The 18,868-nt window shown below is 47.3% G+C and carries 19 protein-coding genes; 7 read left to right on the forward strand and 12 right to left on the reverse strand.

Annotated features, from left to right (window positions below):
- Positions 1 to 287 precede the first annotated feature (287 nt).
- From KCG48_RS07520 to KCG48_RS07530, 3 genes are all read right to left on the reverse strand, one after another.
- The gene (locus KCG48_RS07520; RefSeq protein WP_211801007.1) at positions 288 to 773 is read right to left on the reverse strand and encodes a hypothetical protein; all 486 of its coding nucleotides are present in this window, start codon (positions 771 to 773) and stop codon (positions 288 to 290) included.
- Positions 774 to 1,450: 677 nt separating this feature from the next.
- Positions 1,451 to 1,978 carry a type 1 glutamine amidotransferase domain-containing protein gene (locus tag KCG48_RS07525; protein ID WP_211801009.1) on the reverse strand — a complete coding sequence of 176 codons (528 nt, stop codon included), beginning with the start codon at positions 1,976 to 1,978 and terminating at the stop codon, positions 1,451 to 1,453.
- 96 nt (positions 1,979 to 2,074) lie between these two features.
- Complete coding sequence (locus tag KCG48_RS07530; protein ID WP_211801011.1) at positions 2,075 to 2,518, reverse strand: hypothetical protein; 444 nt, start codon at positions 2,516 to 2,518, stop codon at positions 2,075 to 2,077.
- Between the two features lie 408 nt (positions 2,519 to 2,926).
- Between KCG48_RS07530 and KCG48_RS07535 the strand changes: the two genes are divergently transcribed.
- The 5 genes from KCG48_RS07535 to KCG48_RS07555 all read left to right on the forward strand — a co-directional run bounded on the left by KCG48_RS07535 (position 2,927) and on the right by KCG48_RS07555 (position 7,450).
- A complete protein-coding gene (locus tag KCG48_RS07535) occupies positions 2,927 to 3,277 on the forward strand; it encodes a HesB-like protein (protein ID WP_230977047.1) in 351 nt (116 codons plus the stop codon).
- Between the two features lie 33 nt (positions 3,278 to 3,310).
- Positions 3,311 to 3,652, forward strand: a complete 342-nt coding sequence (locus KCG48_RS07540) for a HesB-like protein (RefSeq protein WP_230977048.1) — start codon at positions 3,311 to 3,313, stop codon at positions 3,650 to 3,652.
- Positions 3,653 to 3,906: 254 nt separating this feature from the next.
- Positions 3,907 to 4,299, forward strand: a complete 393-nt coding sequence (merR, locus tag KCG48_RS07545) for an Hg(II)-responsive transcriptional regulator (RefSeq protein ID WP_001863748.1) — start codon at positions 3,907 to 3,909, stop codon at positions 4,297 to 4,299.
- 28 nt (positions 4,300 to 4,327) lie between these two features.
- On the forward strand, positions 4,328 to 5,968 hold the full coding sequence (gene merA / locus KCG48_RS07550) for a mercury(II) reductase (RefSeq protein WP_211801013.1): 1,641 nt from the start codon (positions 4,328 to 4,330) through the stop codon (positions 5,966 to 5,968).
- Between the two features lie 159 nt (positions 5,969 to 6,127).
- Positions 6,128 to 7,450, forward strand: a complete 1,323-nt coding sequence (locus tag KCG48_RS07555) for an ISL3 family transposase (RefSeq protein WP_211801015.1) — start codon at positions 6,128 to 6,130, stop codon at positions 7,448 to 7,450.
- 48 nt (positions 7,451 to 7,498) lie between these two features.
- On the opposite strand, the gene KCG48_RS07560 is transcribed toward KCG48_RS07555, so the two are convergent.
- The 9 genes from KCG48_RS07560 to KCG48_RS07600 form a co-directional block, all read right to left on the reverse strand.
- Complete coding sequence (locus KCG48_RS07560) at positions 7,499 to 8,875, reverse strand: vWA domain-containing protein (protein ID WP_211801017.1); 1,377 nt, start codon at positions 8,873 to 8,875, stop codon at positions 7,499 to 7,501.
- Complete coding sequence (locus KCG48_RS07565; protein WP_211801018.1) at positions 8,862 to 9,938, reverse strand: AAA family ATPase; 1,077 nt, start codon at positions 9,936 to 9,938, stop codon at positions 8,862 to 8,864. The genes KCG48_RS07560 and KCG48_RS07565 overlap by 14 nt, the downstream gene beginning before the upstream one ends.
- A 12-nt stretch (positions 9,939 to 9,950) precedes the next feature.
- The gene (locus KCG48_RS07570; RefSeq protein ID WP_211801019.1) at positions 9,951 to 10,715 is read right to left on the reverse strand and encodes a DUF4116 domain-containing protein; all 765 of its coding nucleotides are present in this window, start codon (positions 10,713 to 10,715) and stop codon (positions 9,951 to 9,953) included.
- Between the two features lie 124 nt (positions 10,716 to 10,839).
- The gene (locus KCG48_RS07575; protein WP_211801020.1) at positions 10,840 to 11,628 is read right to left on the reverse strand and encodes a GTP pyrophosphokinase; all 789 of its coding nucleotides are present in this window, start codon (positions 11,626 to 11,628) and stop codon (positions 10,840 to 10,842) included.
- A 73-nt stretch (positions 11,629 to 11,701) separates the two neighbouring features.
- Positions 11,702 to 12,469: an SDR family NAD(P)-dependent oxidoreductase gene (locus KCG48_RS07580; RefSeq protein ID WP_211801021.1), complete on the reverse strand. Its 768-nt coding sequence runs from the start codon at positions 12,467 to 12,469 to the stop codon at positions 11,702 to 11,704.
- 92 nt (positions 12,470 to 12,561) lie between these two features.
- Positions 12,562 to 14,559, reverse strand: a complete 1,998-nt coding sequence (gene tkt / locus KCG48_RS07585) for a transketolase (protein WP_211801022.1) — start codon at positions 14,557 to 14,559, stop codon at positions 12,562 to 12,564.
- A gap of 37 nt (positions 14,560 to 14,596) precedes the next feature.
- Positions 14,597 to 15,286, reverse strand: a complete 690-nt coding sequence (locus KCG48_RS07590) for a metallophosphoesterase (protein ID WP_211801023.1) — start codon at positions 15,284 to 15,286, stop codon at positions 14,597 to 14,599.
- Positions 15,286 to 16,506 (reverse strand): tyrosine--tRNA ligase, encoded by a 1,221-nt coding sequence (gene tyrS / locus KCG48_RS07595; protein WP_211801024.1) that lies wholly within the window; start codon positions 16,504 to 16,506, stop codon positions 15,286 to 15,288. The genes KCG48_RS07590 and tyrS overlap by 1 nt, the downstream gene beginning before the upstream one ends.
- A 203-nt stretch (positions 16,507 to 16,709) precedes the next feature.
- Positions 16,710 to 17,126, reverse strand: a complete 417-nt coding sequence (locus KCG48_RS07600) for an ATP-binding protein (protein WP_211801025.1) — start codon at positions 17,124 to 17,126, stop codon at positions 16,710 to 16,712.
- Between the two features lie 433 nt (positions 17,127 to 17,559).
- On the opposite strand from KCG48_RS07600, the gene KCG48_RS07605 reads away from it, so the two are divergent.
- The gene (locus tag KCG48_RS07605; protein WP_211801026.1) at positions 17,560 to 17,721 is read left to right on the forward strand and encodes a zinc-ribbon domain-containing protein; all 162 of its coding nucleotides are present in this window, start codon (positions 17,560 to 17,562) and stop codon (positions 17,719 to 17,721) included.
- 130 nt (positions 17,722 to 17,851) lie between these two features.
- The gene (trpS, locus tag KCG48_RS07610; RefSeq protein ID WP_211801027.1) at positions 17,852 to 18,862 is read left to right on the forward strand and encodes a tryptophan--tRNA ligase; all 1,011 of its coding nucleotides are present in this window, start codon (positions 17,852 to 17,854) and stop codon (positions 18,860 to 18,862) included.
- Positions 18,863 to 18,868: the final 6 nt, after the last annotated feature.

Genomic DNA, 18,868 nt, shown 5'->3' on the forward strand with positions numbered 1-18,868 from the left:
GAAAGTTATCGAGATCAGTTTTTTCACCACTGGAGACGTAATTAATCATAGCTAGAGGTTGCTTAAGACGCCTTAAAAGCCTAAAACCTGCTGAACCTGCCGTCTGTCATGACTTGATTATCATGAGCATCGCAACATGGGAAGACGGAAAGGGACCCTCTCTGACTCATGACCAAAGTTAATATGCTCCCTTCAAGATTAGCAGTGTTTTTTTCACTGCCGCTCTTATAGGGAGCATATCCAACAGTTAGGGCTATGGATTTAGATTTATTCCATCGATTTGCAAATTATGATGATGTGATTTCAAAGCCTATTACCTGATACTCCTGGTTTCCCTTTAGCACGCGAATTAAGCCCGTAGCTTCTTTTCCAGTTTTTATCCCTTGTACGTCTTCAAACACAACCTTAACCTGAAATTTCAAGGTTCCCTCAAGCTCATTTTTAGCCTTCTCGAACTGAATCGATGAGACGGTAGCCTTTACAATGTTAGTCTCCAAGAACTGAAAAGGTGGCAGTGCTCGATTTCGAAAAAGTTGGGACTGAGCCTCCACTGGCACCAAATTTGGAAAAATTTCCTGATAATACTCAGCGATTACTGCCTCACTGAGTTCTGATTTATAAATTTTAGCGAGAAGGTCCTTATGCTCATACTGCGAATAATAGGCTCTGAGAAATTTATCGGCTACTTCCTCTTGCACATTGACCTTATTACACGCCGTTATACCCAAGAAGATCAGTAGAATAGCCATAAGACTGTATATTTTCTTTTTCATTATAACCTCCTAAATAGTATATTTTTTATCTTATAATTAATGTATCATTATTTTTTAATCAATTTATCTATTTAAATAAAATTAACAATTTATACATAATAAATATCTGTAATCTTTTAGTATTTAATATTTATAATTTATATTTAATTTTATATTAATAATAATAATAATAATTAGTTATAACATTTATTATTAAGAATAACTATTTACTAATTAATGTAATATGCGATTATTTTCCATGCGGTAAAACTTATTTTCCTCCTGCATTCACGACAATTCAAACTCCTTCAAATTTAACACTACTCATTTCCATCACAATCAAAGGGGAAACCCTGAGTATCCTCTAACCATCCGGATTAGACTCACTTTATCAGGGAGTGAACTGATTGGGCCCTACTCGTAAGTCATCGTCTGATTAAACTGATGTCATCCTTTTTCTATTTAGCAGCTCAGAACTCTGGACAAAATGTAATTTGACGATGACCGCTAGATGAATCGGGTATTCCTTCTCCTTTTATTCCAGTTCAGTTTAAGCTGATGCATATAACGACTTTAGCTCCTCCCCAAATAAACATCAGAATCCGAATATCCCCTGAATTCCAACCACTTTATTCAGTAATTTGAGCAAAAAAACACCGCTGCAAAATCGGTTGGTATCGATTTGCAGCGGTACTTTGCTATCCTTGATTTTTCTCTTTGTATTTCTTCACTTCATCGATGAAGGCAGTGGTATACACGTGAAGATCCTTAGGAGAACGGGAGCTGATGATGTTCTCGGACACCACCACTTCCTCATCCACCCAGGTGAGTCCGGCCCCTTCCAGATCTGCTTTGATCTTTCGGGTGCTGGTACCCGTTTTTCCCCGGAGAATATCCGCAGTGACGGGAACCCATCCAGCATGGCAGATCATTCCGATGGGTTTGCCCTGGGCGTTGAACTCCTGGGTGAGCCGGATGCAGTCTTCTTCCACCCGAAGGATATCCGGAGCATAGCCGCCGGGAATGAGCAGTCCGTCATAATCCTTGGAGTCTACCTCATCGTAGGTCTTGTTAGCCTGGGCTTTAAGGCCATATTTGCCCACATAGGTCTTGGCTTTATCCAAAGCCACCACATCCACTTCCCACCCCTCTTCTTTCAGGCGGATTAAGGGATACCAGAGCTCCAGATCTTCAAAAATATCAGCGACAAAAGACAATATTTTCATGGTTAACCTCCTTGGTCTTGTTCCATAGTTTACTCCCCTTCATTTTACCTGAATCTGGGTAAACTTTCGGAAAAAACCACGGAATTAATCAATTGTTTACGATTGATTCACCTGGGCCCGTTCGGCAATCCGGGCGATGAATCGGGACACCTTCAATTCCAGATAGGACTTCTCCCCTAAGGAGGTGAACACGGAATCGGGATACCGGCTTTCCACAAAATCCACCAGGGTTGCGGTCCGGGGGTCCCGCAAAATACTGATGATGTTTCCCTCATTACGCCGCAGAAATAGACAGAGCCGAAGAAGAAAATAGTCCATGGTCGTATCCCGGAGCTCCAGATTGAACTCCTGGATGATAAATCGCTTACCGCTGCATCGGACACGGATATTCCCCAGGGCCGTGATAAAGGAAACGAACAGGTGACCATGCTCCTCCACTTCCACCAGGGATGATCCCGTCTCCTCCTGGAGCCGGTTACTGATGGGCATGAAGATGACCCGGATCAGTTCTTCTTTTTCATGGGACAAGATGCTGTTCATCGTCTTTCCCCCTGTTCATAAAATATTCTCACCTTTTAATTGAGAATCACTTTCAATTTTATCCAATCTATGCTAAACTATATTCATAACACACATTACCCAAACAATCCTATTTACCAAAATGTATTTCATATTTCCCCCTTTTTATGAAGTATGACGTGAAGGCTGATTTCCCCGATCAGCCTTCATTTCATTTCAGAAGGAACGGTGGATTTAATTTTATTGTATCATATGAACCCTCGCTTTTCGCCGCTCTCCATCGAAATATTCAGAATGTTCATTTAGTGTCGAAGGAATTTTGCATCAAACCCTGAAGGTTTCATCAGAATCCTTGAACATTGATCCGGGATCGTCTATAATAGAGGGGAAATCTGAGTAATCTGGTATGAATTAAGGGAGATGTTACGCATGAATAATACAACGATGAGCCTCATCGATATTTCTGATGCAGGATATAACGAGTTCAACGACCTCTTGGAAGCCAACGAGATTGAGCCCAAGGTCGTCCGTCTGGCCCTGGCCGGTTTTGGCTGCAGCGGTCCCCGCTTTGGCCTCATGGTGGATGAAGCCACCGACAATGACTACGTGGAAGTACTGAAGGATGTGACCTTCATCGTTTCCAAGGATCTTTACGATGAGTATCAGGGGTTTGTCATCCTGTCCGATGAAGAAAACTTCGGCGGCGGCATGTCTCTGAGACCCCGCAAGATTGATGACGCCAGCGGATGTTCCACTTGCGCCACCGGCTGTGCGGTATAAACTGACCTAGGGCAAAATGAAGGAGGTCTTGTGATGGAAACCATGAAAAAAGAACTGCTGACCATGAGCAGCCCGGCCTATGCCGAGTTTCTCCATTTTCTCCGCTCCAACAACGTGACGGAGAATAATATCCGGATCAAACTGGCAGGCTATGCCTGCAGCGGTCCCCGCTTCGGACTCACTGTAGATACGAAAAAAGACGGCGACTTGGAGACCACCATCCAGGATCTTACCTTCTATGTGGAAGAGGAACTCTACAACGAGTTTGAAGGCTTCCAAATTCTGGCCACCGAGGAAAATCTTGGCCAGGGAATGGTACTGAGGCCCAATAAGGTTCAGGAATCCACCGGATGCACCACCTGCGAAGGCTGCTAACCGCATAAAAAACCAGGGTTTAACCACCCTGGTTTTTTTGGGTCTTCGGAATATATAGTGGAATTACTTTCTTAATAGTTTAAAAACAACTGGTGTTTAAATCGGATTTTCTGGTGGGATGTTAGGATAATCAATAGTATTATATAAAAGTATCAATCACATACGAGTGATACTTTGGGAAAAAATAGAATAGTCCAATTTACTTGACCGTGTACTATGGTACACGGTTTATAATATTCATGGGGTGAAATAAGATGATTTATCGCATTAGTGAGTTTGCAGATAAATGTGGAGTTAATAAAGAAACGATCAGATATTACGAGCGAAAAAATTTATTACAAGAACCTCACCGAACGGAAGCTGGTTATCGGATATATTCATATGATGACGTTAAGCGTGTTGGGTTTATTAAACGAATACAGGAACTTGGTTTTTCTTTAAGCGAGATTTATAAATTACTTGGTGTTGTAGATAAAGATGAAGTTCGTTGTCAAGATATGTTCGAATTTGTTTCTAAAAAACAAAAGGAAGTGCAAAAACAAATAGAGGATTTAAAACGAATTGAAACTATGTTAGACGACTTAAAACAACGATGTCCAGATGAAAAGCAATTACATTCGTGTCCAATAATAGAAACATTAACATGAGAGATTAATTAACGAAAGGAGCTTTTTTATGAATAAATTTAAGGTAAACATTTCAGGAATGACTTGTACGGGTTGTGAAAAACACGTAGAATCAGCACTTGAAAAGATAGGTGCTAAAAATATTGAGTCTAGTTATCGTCGTGGTGAAGCAGTATTTGTACTGCCCGATGATATTGAGGTTGAAAGTGCAATAAAGGCGATTGATGAAGCAAATTACCAAGCCGGAAAAATTGAAGAAGTATCATCACTAGAAAACGTGGCGTTAATTAATGAAGACAATTATGACCTTCTTATTATTGGTTCTGGTGCTGCTGCCTTTTCTTCGGCAATTAAAGCTATAGAATACGGTGCAAAAGTTGGAATGATTGAGCGCGGAACGGTTGGGGGAACCTGTGTGAATATTGGCTGTGTTCCGTCAAAAACTCTTCTTAGGGCAGGGGAAATCAATCATTTATCAAAAGACAATCCGTTTATAGGTTTACAAACATCCGCTGGAGAAGTGGATTTAGCTAGTTTAATCACGCAAAAGGATAAATTGGTGAGCGAACTTCGGAATCAAAAATATATGGATTTAATTAATGAATATAATTTTGATTTAATTAAAGGTGAAGCAAAATTCGTTGATGCTAGTACGGTTGAGGTCAATGGGGCAAAGTTATCTGCAAAACGCTTTTTAATTGCAACAGGTGCATCGCCTTCGTTGCCCCAAATTTCAGGACTTGAAAAAATGGACTATTTAACTAGTACAACACTTCTTGAGTTAAAGAAAATACCAAAACGATTAACTGTAATTGGTTCAGGATACATTGGAATGGAGCTTGGACAACTATTTCATCATTTAGGTTCAGAAATAACGCTTATGCAAAGAAGTGAGCGACTTTTAAAGGAGTATGATCCTGAGATTTCAGAGTCAGTTGAAAAAGCGTTAATTGAACAGGGTATAAACCTTGTCAAAGGGGCAACTTTTGAGCGTGTTGAACAAAGTGGAGAGATAAAAAGGGTTTACGTAACAGTAAATGGCAGTAGAGAAGTCATTGAATCAGATCAGTTACTTGTTGCCACTGGAAGAAAACCAAATACGGATTCTTTAAATTTAAGTGCAGCAGGTGTTGAAACTGGAAAAAATAATGAAATCCTGATCAATGATTTTGGTCAAACAAGTAATGAAAAGATTTATGCAGCAGGAGATGTGACTTTAGGACCACAATTTGTATATGTAGCAGCCTATGAAGGTGGAATTATTACTGATAATGCTATTGGTGGATTAAACAAAAAAATAGATTTATCGGTAGTTCCTGCTGTTACGTTTACGAATCCGACGGTTGCAACGGTTGGTTTAACAGAAGAACAAGCAAAAGAGAAAGGGTATGATGTGAAGACATCTGTATTACCTTTAGATGCTGTTCCAAGAGCAATTGTAAACCGTGAAACAACCGGTGTATTTAAACTAGTAGCAGATGCAGAAACACTAAAAGTATTAGGGGTTCATATTGTATCTGAGAATGCAGGAGATGTCATCTATGCAGCATCATTAGCTGTTAAATTTGGCTTAACGATAGAAGATTTAACAGAAACCCTAGCACCATATTTAACAATGGCTGAAGGGCTAAAATTAGCTGCACTTACGTTCGATAAAGATATTTCGAAATTATCTTGTTGTGCAGGCTAAGGGAACTTTTTTACAACTCCCTATTCAAGTGAACCAGCTAATGCTTTAAGGGATTTTCTAAGTGCATTTGTGGTCACAAAAATAATTTAACACTGATGATTTCGACATCAAATCTATAATTGATACCTTAACACCGCAGAGTAATAAAGGATGAATAATATGTCAGACTTATTATCTCTACCAGACATTAAAACAATAGAACCGCCACAAGAAAATGAAACCGATATGATATTTAAAGTAGAAGCAGTCGGACCACCTGAACGTTGTCCTGAATGTGGTTTTGACAAGTTGTACAAACACAGTTCAAGAAATCAACTAATTATGGATTTGCCCATTCGTTTAAAGCGAGTGGGCTTACAATTGAACCGTAGACGATACAAGTGTCGTGAATGCGGATCTACCTTCTGGGAACGCCTAATATCTGTAGATGAAAAGCGTAGTATGACCAAAAGGCTTTTAAAGTCCATTCAAGAGCAATCCATGTCTAAGACCTTTGTAGAAGTCGCAGAAAGCGTTGGTGTTGACGAGAAAACCATTAGGAACGTTTTTAAGGACTATGTGGCACTCAAAGAACGTGAATACCAGTTTGAAACTCCTAAGTGGCTTGGGATAGACGAGATACATATTATCCGTAGACCTCGGCTTGTATTGACTAATATTGAACGCAGGACTATTTATGATATCAAGCCTAACCGTAACAAGGAAACAGTCATCCAACGTCTTTCAGAAATCAGTGACAGGACTTACATTGAGTACGTCACAATGGATATGTGGAAGCCCTACAAAGACGCAGTGAGCACTATCCTTCCACACGCTAAAGTTGTCGTAGATAAGTTTCATGTAGTTAGAATGGCTAATCAAGCCTTAGATAACGTCAGAAAGTCTTTGAAAGCCCATATGAGCCAAAAAGAAAGACGTACCCTTATGCGTGAGAGGTTTATCCTTCTAAAGCGTAAACACGATCTAAATGAACGTGAATCATTCCTCTTAGATACTTGGTTAGGTAATCTTCCTGCTTTAAAAGAAGCCTATGAACTCAAAGAAGAGTTTTACTGGATATGGGATACTCCTGATCCAGATGAAGGTCATCTTCGTTATAGTCAATGGAGACACCGTTGTATGTCCAGCAACTCTAAAGACGCATATAAAGACCTCGTGAGAGCCGTAGACAACTGGCATGTCGAAATATTCAACTACTTTGATAAAAGGCTCACTAATGCTTATACGGAGTCAATTAACAGCATTATTAGGCAGGTAGAGCGAATGGGTAGAGGTTACTCGTTTGATGCCTTACGAGCCAAAATCCTTTTCAATGAGAAGCTCCATAAAAAGCGTAAGCCACGATTTAATTCAAGTGCTTTCAATAAAGCTATGTTATACGATACTTTCAATTGGTATGAAGTGAATGATCACGACATTACAGACAACTTTGGTGTCGATTTTTCCACACTTATTAAGAATTTGGAGAAGGGTGATTTATAAGCCCTTTTCCACCATAAAATCCGAATACCCGTTTTTTTATGACCTAAATTATCTTGCCCAATCGTTCAGCATGGCTCGCATGACCTGGATGCCATAAGTGGGTTCATTCTCAGGAGTCTCCTTGCGCAGGTAGATGACCTCCCCATGGGGATCCGCCAGGGACAGCTTGTCTCCTTTCACCATCCACAGGGTCTTATGGTGGATGGGCCGAAGCTCCAGCTGCCGCTCACCCTGCCCGTCGGTGAAATAGATGAGGAGCGTATCCCGCTGATTTTCTTCCTTCAGTTTTTCCATCACCGGCGAGAACCGGGTACCTCCACGCCGTTTCAGCAAAGGCTGGATATCCTTCAGGCTGCGGATGCGGTAATCCCTTCGGATGGCATCATCACATTCCAGAATCCGGATACTTTCCTTGTATCGGCGGCTCAGGGACAGGATTTCCCGAAGGAAACCATTCATGGCCTTGTCATCAATGCTGCCGGAAATATCCACGGCCACCGTAATGTCCGGGATATGGTTTTTCAGCTCTCCCCGAAGATCCAGCCGTTCCGGCTGACGCCGGTTCACCCGAGTCACCGTCTTCTTCTGGCCCTTGGGCAGCGTACGCAGGGCTTTCCCCACCACTCTGCCCCAAGGGACTTCCGCCGGTGTCTGGTCGTGGAGGATTTTCTGCACTTCATCGGGGATCCCATTTTTCGACGCGTACCGCAGGGTGCTTTTCAGCTTGTCCTTCACCTCATCCTGCTGTTCATCCTCGGACTCCGCCCAGCGGTCATGGACCTCGGCATAGTTCACCTCCTGGGACTCCGTCAGCTCTGACGCTTCCTGGGGGTGCTCTTCGATGGCCTGATGGATGGCTTCCGTATAGAACTCCAGGGTCTCTCCGGTGCGAAGCTGCAGATCAAACCGCCGGTTCACGGAGTTAATCCGCTCCACATAGGGCGGAAGATGGCTGAGGTACTGGTTCACGGAGATATCCATGGCCAGATTGATGGCCAGCTTGCGGAATTTGGGCTTTAGCGCCCGCTCCCGGGCATGATGCTTCAGAAGAATATGCAGCACTTCATGTTTGATCATGGCGATGGCTTCCCGGGTCTCCAGCTCCACAAACCACAGGGGATTGAAGAGGAAAAGAATCTTGTTTCCCTTCAGAACACTGGCCGTGGGAAACGGAAGCTCAAGATCCGCCTCCCGTACCATATCATTGAGAAAAAGGGCATAGTAGTCCTCTCCCGTACTCACCATCTGAAAGGTGAGGTCCGTGATGTAGGCAAAGAAGTCCTGGACAAAGCCTTTGCGCAGAATCCCGGTTTCCCGGTAGTTCACCGCATCAGCCAGAAGCGCCTGCTTCTTGTCATGGATCTGGTCCTTGGCCTGATAGTCCTGATTGAAGGTCAGGTCCACATAGTCTCTAAGATCGTCCATAGCAATCGAAAAATCCTTCCAGGAAGAGATCAGAGTTTAAGAGCAGAGGATAGATATCCCCGTAATCACTCTTCAGCTCCTTCATGATGGAAATGCGCAGATCCTTGGGCATGAGGTTGAGCACTTCGGAAAATCGGTCCGCATCCTTGGCACTCTTCGTTTCCTTCAGCCGAATGACCATGTTCTTGGCGAGGATGTAGAGCCGGGAATGGCTTGCCTGGGCAATTTCATCCCGGACAAACTGTCCCACCACTTCCATCTCATAGAGATCCTGGGTGGAGATCAGAGGATTTTTGTTCTCTTCCAGGAACGCCATGAACTCCTGGGCCAGGCGGGTGCCCACATTGCCCTTGACCAGATGATAGAGGGTTTTATTTTCATAGTGTCGGGTCTCAAACACCTTCAGGGCCTGGGATACCCGTTCCCAGCTTCTGGGGGTGGCCCGGATGTACTCATCGTCGCTGGCGTAGTTGAGATACTCCCGGAAGTTGGAGATGAACTGAATCACCATTTCGTGAATCTGGCCCTCTTCCATGCCCCAGCGGATCCATTCCCGGGGATCCGAATCCATATGGAACCAGATGAACCGGTCCTCCTGGGCGGGATCCATATCCACCACCTGGTAATCCGTATTGCGGAAATCATCCATTTTGTTGGTGGGATTCATGGCTGCAGCCACCAGCACGCGGTCTGACAGCTTATAACCGTTGATTTCCCGGTTGAGGATGAGATTCATCAGCTCCTGTTGGACGGAATGATCCGAACGGTTGATTTCATCGATGAAGAGCAGCACATACCCCGGATTGTTTTCCAGGTAGGTATCGATCTCCATGAGCTTATGATGGGTGGCATAGAAGGTCTTTCCGCCCACCACCATGGGAAGTCCGCCTATCTCGCCTTCCTTCAGCAGATTGGCGTCGATGTTGACCAGATACAGCTCATTCTTTTTGCAGAACTCCCGAATGAGGGAGGTTTTTCCAATGCCGCTTTCGCCGATGATCAGCGGGACCGATCGGCTGAGCAGAGACAGTTCCACGGCATCTAAGGTTTCTTTATAATTCATGGCTTCTCCCTCCTAACGGCCCAGCACATAGTCCACCAAAGCCTGCTTGGTGCTTCGGGAACCAAAATCCCGGATGAAATTCACTTTGTTGATGTCGAGGATCTGCAGCTCCATAAAATCCTGAATGTAGTGGGGTTCCACCCCTTCCTGGCCGAATTTTTCCTTCAGCACGGCATAAAGAAGCTGAACATCCAGAGAGTCATAGATGTACTTCACGATGCGGATGTTCGCCAGAAGGTAGCTTTTCAGCTCCTCCTCGCCATAATCGCCCACATAGGTGATGGCCTGTTCGCTTTTGCCCACGGCCAGGACCTTGGCTTCAAAACAGGGGTTCTCGATGTATTTCAGAGCGCTCCAAAAGGTCGTCACCGCCGCCACCTGCACGGTGCAGGAGGGATTGGGGATGTACTGGATGGCATCATAATCCCTTCTCACCGCTTCCAGCTGGAGTTCTTCCGTCTGCTCTTTGATGTACTGAATCGCCCATCCTTTATTGCGCACTGCTGCCAGCTGAACAGCATAGGGAGGATGCTCAATGAACCGCAGGCTGTTCCAGCCTCCGGTGACCGCCAGGAGCATGACCTCCAGGGGCGGATGTTTGAGGTGTTTGATGGCTGCCGGTGTTTTTTTCACCGCTGCCTTCATCAGTTCCAGAGAGGGCTCACTCATATGTCTGATCTCATGACCGTCGCGCAGAACGGCAGCCAAATCCTTGCTGTTTGTCTCCATAACCTTGTTGGTACCTACTTTCTCTTCCTTTGGGGAATCCTTTATCATGAATATTATACTATTAAATTGCGTAAAATTGAAGTGCCGGGAGAGGTTTTCCAAACCCTCCAGGCAAAAAAACATTCCCTTCCCTAAGGAAGGGAATAAACCCTCGTATTCACAATGTACCTCTTCATCGGAAGCGGTTGATCTCTTTTTTCACCAGCTGATGAAGATTGTTGAGATCCGTCACATCCCCATACTCCACCAGCTTGCTCAGCTGATTCTGGAACCGGGAGGCTTCCTGGATCTTATCCAGGGACATGAGGTAGAGGATATCGTTGGTAATGGTGGACACTAAAGCAGATTTCACTTCAAAAAGCCGCTGGGCGTCCCGGATTTCATCCTTAATGTCCAGCATGGTCTGATCCAGCTGGTAGGCCGATTCCGCCGCAAATTTCAGCTTTTGGCGGATATGCTCGGGTATGCTCTGCTTGTACTTGTAGTTGAGACTGTGCTCGGTGACGGCCCAGAAGTTCATGGCCAGGGTTCGGATCTGGATCTCTGCGATGATGTCCACAGAGCCCGCTGCCATGTACACCGGATATTTGATAATAATGTGGTAGCTCCGATAGCCGCTGGGCTTCACGTTGGTGATATAGTCCTTCTCATAGAGAATTTCCATATCCTGGCGTTTTCGGAGAATATCCACCACCATGGCGATGTCATCCACAAACTGGCACATGATGCGGATCCCGGCGATGTCTTCCAGTTCAAAGGCCAGCCGGTCATGGGGAATCTCAAACTTGTTAGCTTTCTCCAGCATGGAGGAGATTTCCTTCACGCGTCCCGTGATAAACTCAATGGGTGAATAATCATTCCGCCGTCGGTATTCCGTACGGATGGCCCTCAGCTTGACCTTCAACTCTTCCACGGCCTGTTCGTAGGGAATCATGAACGTTTTCCAATCCTTATTGGCCACGGTGCCCCTCCACTTCTCCTCATGAACTAAGGAACTTATTCTATTCTTATTATACCAAAATTATCCAAGGCTGTTACTCTTTTTGCGAGAGCCAGGCGGCTTTTCTCCGGAGGCTCCGGGGCAGGAAGCCAAGAAGCGCTGGCATGACCTTGCTGAAGGTCCCGGGGATCACCACGGCTTTCCCCTTCCAGAGGCCGGCATAGCCTTCATCGGCCACAGCTTTGGCTTCCAGCATGAAGCGCTGGGCAGAAGGCTTTTTTTGAATCCCCGCCCGTTCCTGAAAGTTCGTCCGGACAGGTCCGGGGCAAAGGGCCGTCACCCTGATCCCCTGGCTTTTCAGTTCTTCATGGAGGGCTTCCGAGAGGCTCAGCACATAGGCCTTGGAGGCATAGTAATTGGCCATGACGGGCCCGGGCATGAAGGCCGCCATGGAGGCGACGTTGAGAATATAGCCGGATCGATGTTCCACCATGGCCGGGACAAAGAGCTTCGTCAATTTCAGCAGGGCCAGAATGTTGAGCTTCACCAGCTGAACCTCGTCGGCCATGGCCGTATTGGCCAGCCGCCCAAAGGTCCCGATGCCGGCATTGTTTACGAGAAATACCACTGGAAGATCCTTCACCGCCTGGTAAAGCATCTCCGGTCCTTCCTCTTTGGCCAGATCCACGGCCACCGTGACCACATGAGCGTTGTAGCTTTCCTCCAGATGTTTCTTCAGCTCCTGGAGCCGCTCCTCACTGCGTGCCGCCAGAATCACGGGAATCTTGTCCCTGCAAAAGTTTCTTGCCAGCTCCAGTCCAATGCCTGAGGTGGCTCCGGTAATCAGTGCGTATCCTTCCATGGCGGTTCCTCCCTGTATGTTCTACTCTCATTATAGCGGATTGTAACTTAAAAAAATGCGGATGGAAAATCCATCCGCATTTAAACTGTTCTTTACTTGACCAGGTTCTTCACCAGTTCCACCACATGGGGGACATTGAAGCCGAATTTCTCCATGACTTCTTCTCCCGGAGCGGAAGCGCCGAAGCCCTGAATACCGAGGATCTGTCCCTCGTCGCCGGTGTACCGCTCCCAACCCAGGGGATTGGCCAGTTCCAGCGCCAAACGCTTCTTCACGGCTGGATTCAGCACGCTGGCTTTGTACGCCGCATCCTGCTTTTCAAAGAGATCCCAGGAGGGCATGGAGATGACGGCCACGTCAATGCCTTCCTTTTTCAGTTCCTGCTGGGCATCAAAGGCCAGGGATACTTCTGACCCCGTGGCAAGAAGAAGGGCATCCGCCTGTGCTTTTTCTGCGGGGGAAACCACATAGGCTCCGCGCTTCACGCCTTCCATAGCCAACGCTCCGCTCAAGGGGAGGGTCTTCAGGTTCTGACGGGAAAGCACCAGCGTGGTGGGAGTCTTTTCAGACTCTAGAGCCACCTTCCAGGCTGCATAGGTCTCATTGGCATCCGCCGGACGGATCACCGAAAGGTTCGGCATGGCCCGCAGGGAAGGCAGATGCTCGATGGGCTCATGGGTGGGTCCGTCTTCGCCTACGGCCACACTGTCATGGGTGAACACATAGGTCACGGGAAGTCCCATGAGGGCGGAAAGGCGAACGGCAGGACGAACATAGTCGGAGAAGACGAAGAAGGTTCCGCCGAATACTTTCAGTCCTCCATGGAGATGCATACCATTCATCATGGCGCCCATGGCAAATTCCCGAACTCCGAACCAGATGTTCCGCCCGCTGTAGTCCGCTGCGGAAAAATCCTTCTCCCCATTGATGGTGGTCTTGTTGGATCCGGCCAAATCGGCGGATCCGCCGATGAAGAAGGGAAGCTTCTTGGCAAACCAGTTGATGGCATCGCCGGAGGCATTACGGGTGGCCACGGCTTTTCCGGCCTCGATGACGGGCATGTTCTCCGCCAGATTTTCGGGCAGACGTCCTGCCACTGCATCCTGGAAGGCCGCGGCCAGTTCCGGATATGCTGTCTGATACTCCGCGAAGAGCTGATTCCAGGCTTCATAGGCTTTTACGCCATTTTCCGCAATATGTCCGCGGAAGGTGTCATAGGCTTCCTGGGGAACTTCGAAGGGGCCATAGGGATACTGGAAGTATTCCTTTGTCGCCTGTACGCCCGCGGCGCCCAAGGGTGAGCCGTGAACCTTGGCCGTTCCGGCATGGGGAGAGCCGATGCCGATGACGGATTTGATTTCGATGATGGTGGGGCGGTCCGTGACGGTCTTGGCTTCTGCAATGGCGGCATGGACTTCGTCCAGGTTATTGGCATCCTTCACCAGAAGGTAATGCCAGCCGTAGGCCTCATAGCGGCCCTTGACGCTCTCGGAGAAGGACTTGTTCAAATCCCCATCCAGGGAAATATCATTGGAGTCATAGAGCAGGATCAGTCTTCCCAGCTTCAGGTGGGCTGCCAGGGAAGAGGCTTCTCCGGAAACGCCTTCCATGAGATCGCCATCGCCGCAAAGGGCGTAGGTGTAGTGATCCACAATGTTCAGATTCTCCCGGTTGTAGGTAGCTGCCAGATGGCGTTCTGCCATGGCCATGCCCACAGCCATGGCAATGCCCTGGCCCAGAGGACCTGTGGTGGCTTCCACGCCTGCGGTGTGACCGTATTCCGGATGTCCTGGAGTCTTGGATCCCCACTGACGGAACTTCTTCAGTTCCTCCAACGGCAGATCGTAGCCGGCCAGATGAAGAAGACTATAGAGCATGGCCGAGCCGTGTCCGGCGGAGAGTACGAAACGGTCCCGGTTGAACCACTTGGGGTCTGCCGGGTTATGCATCATATTCTTGGCCCACAGTACATAAGCGAAGGGAGCTGCACCCAAGGGAAGTCCCGGATGACCGGAGTTCGCCTTTTCCACCGCTTCGATGGACAGTGCGCGAATGGCGTTGATTGACAGTTGATCCTGATGATCGTACATAATAACCTCCAAAGATTTATTCTAAACTTCGTGAATGCTAGTCCATGATCCGGATGGGATCAAAATCAATATAGTCACAGGATGTGAGGATATACTCCACGCCCCGACGGTACCCCGTCATGACCCGCTGGAGGGATTTCCCGTGAAGGTGGCCGTAGATGACCTTCTCCACCCCATACTCCTCAAAAATGTCGGTAAATGCGGAGTCCTGGAAGGTTTCGTTCACCGGCGGATAATGGATCATGACGATGAACTTCGCAAATCCTGCTTTTTTCGCCGTGTCCAAAGAGAGCCGCAGACGAAGAATCTCCCGTTTGTAGATTTTTTCATCCTCAGGTTTGAACAGGACGCTGCCGGGCAGCACCCAGCCCCGGGTTCCGCAGATGGCATAGTCGCCATAGGGAAAGAAATTGTTTTGGATGAAATTCATTTCCGGATGCATCTTGTTCAGCTTGGTGATGCTCCCCCACCAGTAATCATGATTTCCCTTGATGATCATCTTTTTGCCGGGCAAGGCGGCGATGAAATCCAGTTCTTCCCTTCCCGAGTCCATGGTCATGGACCAGGAAAGGTCTCCCGCCAGGAGGACCGTATCCTCGGGGCCGATCTTCTTCAGCCAGTTATCGCGGATGCGCTGATCATGATCTTTCCACTGATCGGAAAAGATATCCATGGGTTTGTCCCCGCTGAGGGACAGATGCAGATCGGAGATGGCATAAAGTGCCATTAATCCGTCAAGAGGACGCGGTATACCTTCTTCTTGCCCTTTTTCACCAGAAGATATCCTTCGCTAAAGTCCTCCTCCTTGAAGAGATGCGTGGGATCCGTCACCTTGTCCTCGCCAACGGTGACTCCCCCCTGCTCCATGTTTCGGCGTCCTTCGGATTTGGAAGGGAAAACTCCTGCCGCGGTCAGAATGTCCAGCATGGGTTTCGCCAGATCTTCCCTGGTGATTTCCACCGTGGGCACATGGGAGAGGTCCGTTCCGCCGCCAAACAGGGCTTCTGCGGCGCTTCTGGCTTTCTCTGCCTCGTCTTCCCCGTGGACCAGCTTCGTGACTTCGAAGGCCAGAAGCTTCTTGGCCTCATTGAGGGCAGAGCCCTCCAGGGCTTCGATGCGCTCAATCTCATTGATATCGACGAAGGTCAGAAGCTTAAGACACTTCACCACATCCTTGTCGTCCACATTTCTCCAGTACTGGTAGAAATCGTACACGGGGGTTTTCTCTGCATTGAGCCAGAGGGCGCCATTGACGGTTTTGCCCATTTTCTGGCCTTCGGAATTGGTCAGCAGGGTGCAGGTCATGGCATAGGCGGTCTTGCGCTCTTTTCGGCGAACCAGGTCAATGCCCGCCAGCATGTTAGACCACTGATCATCGCCGCCCAGCTGCATGGTGCAGCCATGGTGCTGATTAAGGTAGAGGAAATCATAGCCCTGCATGAGCATGTAGTTGAACTCCAGGAAGGACAGTCCCTTTTCCATGCGCTGCTTGATGGACTCTGCCCGCAGCATGTTGTTCACAGAAAAGTGAATCCCGATATCTCGGAGAAAATCCACATAGTTCAGATTGAGAAGCCAGTCCGCATTATTCAGCATCAGGGCTTTGCCGTCGCTGAAGTCGATGAACTTCTCCATCTGCTTTTTGATGCCCGCCACATTGCGTTCAATATCTTCCCGGGTCAGCATGGTGCGCATGTCGGTTTTTCCCGAAGGATCTCCGATCATGGCGGTGCCTCCGCCCACCAGAGCGATGGGACGGTGCCCGGCTCTTTGCATATGCGCCATGAACATCATGGCGATGAAATGGCCCACATGGAGACTGTCCGCCGTGGGATCAAATCCGATGTAGAAGGTGACCTTTTCCGTTTCCAGGGCCTTCTGGATCTCTTCCTCATGGGTCAGCTGCTTGATATATCCCCTTCGGGTTAGTTCTTGAAATACACTCATTTTTCCAACTCCTGCCTTTATTACTACACCTAGTATACCCAAAACTGCTGATTTTGTGAAACAAAATGTCCAGTTTTCCCTGACGCGGATCAGGAACTCTCCGCTCAAGGAAAAGAGGAGTCCTTCAACTCCTCTTTTCCTTGGGCCACTCTTCATTTTCGTTAAGAAGGAACGAAAAGCGCCCAAAGGCGCTTTTAAAAAGGTTAACTGAAAACCTTATATTTTTCGAGTTCAGAGATGGCCAAATCGCCTTCGTCATGCATGGCGATATAGAGATCGATGGAATTCTTTTCGGAGAATTCCTGCAGTCTTGCAAAGACCTTGTCGGAGCTTTCGCTTTTCTTATCCATGCCGTTCAATAGGCCATCGATAAAGATCGTGGTCACATCATAGTTGGTGGAGATGATGCCACAAAGGAAACCGTAAATGGAGCGGTAATCGGTGAGACTGTATTCGGAAGCATCGATAAAACGGATCTGACGATCCAGCTCGTGGATGGCTCTGGAATCATCATCGACAAAAACTACATTCCCCTTTGATGTCTTGACCTGTTCATTGGCAAGGGAGACCATTTTCTTGCTTTTCCCCGAGCCTCTCTTGCCATAAATAACCTGTATCATGTCAATCACTCCCTTTAATTTTTTGGTGAGAAACCGAATGAGCTTTGATTCAATTATATAATTATCCGAAAATTTAGTCAAACCTTCAGCCGCCTTTTTTCCAACGTTTTCAATTATTTCACTTCTGTTTTTTTCGACGAAGGGATCCGGAAAATTCGACCTGGTGTCTCGCGTCAGGATAACGTTGTCAAATCTATCGACACGTTTTCCCCATTCCGCGTGAACCCCTGATTTCCAAAGGTTTTTGGTGAATCCATCTTTAAAATAAAACAAGAAATAAACTTTACCCAGATATTCCCTTTGTGGGAATTATCTGATATAATAATCTTGCCGAAAGGTAAAAAAATATTTAGACACAGTATTTGTTAAGAATGGTTCAGGCCCTTAGCCTCAGAAAATTCTAAGAAATTACTGTAGCTAAGGAGGAAAAAAAATGGAAGACAAGAAGATCATTTGCAGAGACTGCGGAAACGAGTTCACCTTCACAGTAGGCGAGCAGGAATTTTACAAGGAAAAAGGATTCGAAAACGAACCCGTAAGATGCCCTGATTGCAGAAGAGCAAGAAAGAACGAGAAGCTCAACTCCAGAAGATAATTCAAAAAGAGAGCATGGCAGTCACTTCGGTGGCTGCCTTTTCCATGGAAAAAAACAGCAGGAGGAACAGTGCCTCCCGTATCCTGTGCTATAATGGAGAAAGTGAAAAAAGAAGTTGGAGGGAATACCTTTGGAAGAAAAGAAAAAAATCGTGTTCAGCGCCATAAAACCCTCAGGGGAGATCACCCTGGGTAACTATCTGGGTGCCCTGAAAAATTGGATCGGCCTTCAGGATGAGTACGAATGCTTCTACTGCATAGCGGATCTCCATGCCATTACAGTTCGCCAAGAGCCTAAAGATCTCCGAAGACGGGTGCTGGAAATCCTCGCCATCTACATTGCTGCCGGACTGAATCATGAAAAAAGCACGCTCTTCGTGCAGTCCCATGTGCCGGCTCATTCCGAAGCCTCCTGGCTCCTCACCTGTACGGCCAACATGGGCGAACTGTCCCGCATGACCCAGTACAAGGATAAAACGGCAAAGCTGAAGGAAAATACCTCCATCTCCGCCGGACTCTTCAACTATCCCGTGCTCATGGCGGCGGATATCCTCATCTACAATACGAACCTGGTGCCCGTGGGTGTGGACCAGAAGCAGCATGTGGAGCTGGCCCGGGATATTGCCCAGCGCTTCAATTCCAGCTACTCGGATACCTTTGTACTCCCTGAAGCCAAAGTGTCGGAAAGTGCAGCGAAGATCATGGACCTCCAGGATCCCACGAAGAAAATGTCCAAATCCGATGATAATGAGAATTCCTATATCCTTCTCCTGGATCCCCCTGCAGTGATCCGGCGAAAAATCTCCCGGGCCGTCACCGATTCCGTGGGTGTCGTCAACTACACCGATGAACAGCCCGGCGTGAAAAATCTCATCAACATCGTCTGCGCCATCCAAGGCATCAAGCCTGAGGCTGTAGTGGCTCAGTTTGAGGGAAAAGGCTACAAAGACTTTAAAGAATTTGTGGCAGAAGTGATCATCGGCGAACTGGAACCGGTGCAGATCAAAGTGAAGGAGCTTCTGGAAAACAAGGAAGCCCTGGCCGCCATCTACCGTGAAGGCGCCCAGAAAGCATCCCGGGTAGCCACCCGAACCCTTCGGAAAATGCAGAAGAAAATCGGACTTCTCCCTTTAGAGAAGTAAGCAAAA

The organism is Proteiniclasticum sediminis, assembly GCF_018128025.1.
In the GTDB taxonomy this organism is placed as follows: Bacteria; Bacillota; Clostridia; order Clostridiales; family Clostridiaceae; genus Proteiniclasticum; species Proteiniclasticum sediminis.